This is a genomic window from Brevundimonas sp. P7753, assembly GCF_013386595.1.
Classification (GTDB): domain Bacteria; phylum Pseudomonadota; class Alphaproteobacteria; order Caulobacterales; family Caulobacteraceae; genus Brevundimonas; species Brevundimonas bullata.
Window position 1 is genome coordinate 1 of sequence record NZ_JACARP010000148.1, and the last position, 2773, is coordinate 2773.

At 70.2% G+C, this 2773-nt stretch carries 4 protein-coding genes; 2 read left to right on the plus strand and 2 right to left on the minus strand.

Translation table 11 applies throughout. The annotated features are described in order from the left end of the window. Both HX774_RS18445 and HX774_RS18450 read left to right on the plus strand, forming a co-directional pair. On the plus strand, positions 1 to 189 hold a 189-nt coding region (locus HX774_RS18445; protein ID WP_218650522.1), incomplete at its 5' end, for a hypothetical protein. Positions 190 to 348: 159 nt separating this feature from the next. Beyond that, on the plus strand, positions 349 to 1695 hold the full coding sequence (locus HX774_RS18450) for a diguanylate cyclase (protein ID WP_178828896.1): 1347 nt from the start codon (positions 349 to 351) through the stop codon (positions 1693 to 1695). A gap of 9 nt (positions 1696 to 1704) precedes the next feature. On the opposite strand, the gene HX774_RS18455 is transcribed toward HX774_RS18450, so the two are convergent. Together HX774_RS18455 and HX774_RS18460 are read right to left on the minus strand one after the other, a co-directional pair. Beyond that, positions 1705 to 2082, minus strand: coding sequence for a hypothetical protein (locus HX774_RS18455; protein ID WP_178828897.1), 378 nt, complete (start codon positions 2080 to 2082; stop codon positions 1705 to 1707). Positions 2083 to 2141: 59 nt separating this feature from the next. Then, a partial coding sequence (locus HX774_RS18460; protein WP_178828898.1) for a ribonuclease occupies positions 2142 to 2773 on the minus strand: 632 nt, incomplete at its 5' end.

A 2773-nucleotide genomic window follows, 5' to 3' on the forward strand; every position in this document is an offset into this window, starting at 1 on the left:
GCCGCGCCCGCCGCCGCGACTAGGCCCGAGGCGACCGCGCCCGCCGCGCCGGTCGCGCCGCCGCCGGTCGTGGTGGTCGCGCCCGCGCCGGAACCCGTTCAGCCTGCGGGGCCGCCGCCGACCGCCGCGCGGCCCTCGCAAAACGACCCGGACGCGCCGGTGGTCACCAAGCCGCAGCCGCTGGACTAAGACACGGCGCAGCGGAGGCTGCGCGCGGAGATCACGGCGTTTGACGGCTGTGCAGGCGCTTGTCCGCCTTGTCCGGCCCGGCTATGGCCGAGGTCGGATAGGGTCGCGCGGGTCGGGACGTTCTGCCGGCCCCCAGTCAATGTCGCGTGAGTCATGCCTATGCCAACCTCGAACCCAGCAGCATTCGCCGCCCGTCTCGGCGGCGAGGGGCACAAGGGCGCGGCGGCGGCGGCGGTTCGGGCGCTGCTGAACGCGCACGCCGACAGCCTGGTCAAGGCGTTTTATGACACGCTGCTGGACGACCCGGAGGCCAAGGCCTTTCTGCATCACTCCATCGTTCAGGAGCGGTTGAGCCGGTCGCTGCACGACTGGCTTCTGGACCTGCTGGACACGACCGAGGATGCGAACGACGCCGCCTTCGTCGCCCGTCAGATCAAGATCGGCGAGGTCCACGCCCGCATCAAGATCCCGGTGCATCTGGTCATGGCCGGCGCCTCGGTCCTGAAGGCCCGCCTCGCTGATCTGCTGGAGAGCGAGGCCGACGGCTTCCGCCAGTTCCGCCTGATCGACGAGCGCATCGACGCGGCCATCCGTCTGATGAGCCAGTCCTATGTGAAGGGGACGATGAACCGGGCCCGGCTGGACGAGGCCTATCGCCTGTTCTCGCTGGATCAGGACGTCAATCTGGAGCGCGAGAGCCAGCGCGCCAGCCTGATGGAATGGGGCCAGAAGACCCTGTTCCGCATCCTGGGCAACGGGGCCGTCGACGGGCGCGAGGCCATGGCCAACTCGCCCTTCGGCCTGTGGATCCGCCACCGCGCGGGCTTCCTGTTCGAGACCTCGCCGCATCTGGCGGCGCTGAACCAGGCCATGGCGCGCATCGACGGCGAACTGCTGCCCCGGCTGGAGCCTGACAGCGGCGGCGACCGCGCCGAGGCCTTGAAGGCCTTGCAGGCGGCGGTGGAGGAGGTCGCCTATCTGCTGAACGAGATGTTCCAGGTCCTGGGCGACATGGAGAATGGGCGCGATCCCCTGACGCGGGCGCTGAACCGCCGCTTCCTGCCCTCGATCCTGAGCCGCGAGATCGGCTTCGCCAACGCCAACAAGAGCGCGCTGTCGGTGATGCTGATCGACGTGGACCACTTCAAGAGCGTCAACGACACGCGCGGCCACCAGGCCGGCGACGAGGTGCTGCGTCAGGTGGCCGAGGCGATCACCGAGAACGTCCGGCCCAGCGACTTCGTCTTCCGCTACGGCGGCGAGGAGTTCCTGGTTGTGCTGGTCGAGACGCGCATGGATCAGGCCATGGCCATCGCCGAGCGCGTCCGCGCCGCCCTGCAAGGACGTGAGATCAAGGCGGGAGGGCTTGAGACCTTCAGCGTGACCGCCTCGATCGGCGTGGCCGAACACGGCGGCCACCCGGACGAAAACTACCTGATCAAGGCCGCCGACGAGGCCCTGTATCGGGCCAAGCAGACGGGCCGGAACCGGGTCGAGCGGGGCTAGGCTCCACGCCTAGCGCAAGGTCAGGTAGCCGCGTTCGACCATGCGGCGCAGGGCCTCATAGGCCTCGGCCAGTTCCTCGTAGGCGGTGCGGGCGGCGGTGAGGCGGGCGGTCTGGTCCACCGTCACGGCCGAGCCGGATTCCGACAGGCGCACGGCCTCGGCGGCCCAGCGGGCGCGGGCGTTGGCGGTCAGGACGGCCAGCTTCTGGAACGTGCCTGCATCCACCCGCGACAGGGTCTGAGCGATCACCTCGCGGTTCGAGATGAAGGCCGCGTAGTCGATCTGCTCCAGCAGGCCGCGCAGGCGACGCTGCTCCTGCGGGTCCTGATCCTGCGGTTCGAAGTGATCCCGCTGGCGGCGATAGCTCGGGGTCAGCACGGTCGACATCGGCGGCGCTCCACAAGGCGACCCACAGGGACCGCGCCTATGAAGCTGGGCCGCTTTGGTTAAGGAGCGGTTTGCGCGCCGCCCGAGGCGCCGGTGGGGGCCAGCTTCAGCCGCTCGCGGTCGGGGGCGCCCAGGCCGCGCGGGCAGGCCATGGGCTGATAGGTCTTGGAGTAGCAGAGGCGCGCTTCGCGGAACCAGCCGTCGGTGGTGGCGATGAAGACGCCGTTGCGCGGCAGGCCGGGGTTGGCGGCGACGAAGGCGTCGCGGATGGCGCCGGCGGTCAGGCGCTCGGCCGGGATGGCCTCCAGATCCGGCTTGTTCAGGCCGTTCCACATGCGGGCGGCCTGTTCGAAATAGGCCTCGGGGCTGTCCCAGCCGCAGGTCCCGTGGGCGGCCCATTCATGCTGCTGAAGGGACGGCGAGGGGGTCATGCAGAAGTGCTTCTTCACCGTCGCGACCGGGATGGCCGGGCCCGGAGCGGCGCAGTAGCGCGGGTGCTTGTTGTCCGCGCCGTTGGGCCAGAGGCCGTGCAGGGTCAGGCCGAACTGGTTCCGGGCGCACTGGTAACGCTCATCCGGGTAGTCCTTGCCCGAGCGGCAGGCCTGGGGCGACCAGCTGACGGCCAGCATGTTGAAGGCGACCGGCACGTCGGCGGCGACCTCGTCGGCGGGCGGCGCATAGGGGCGGGCGG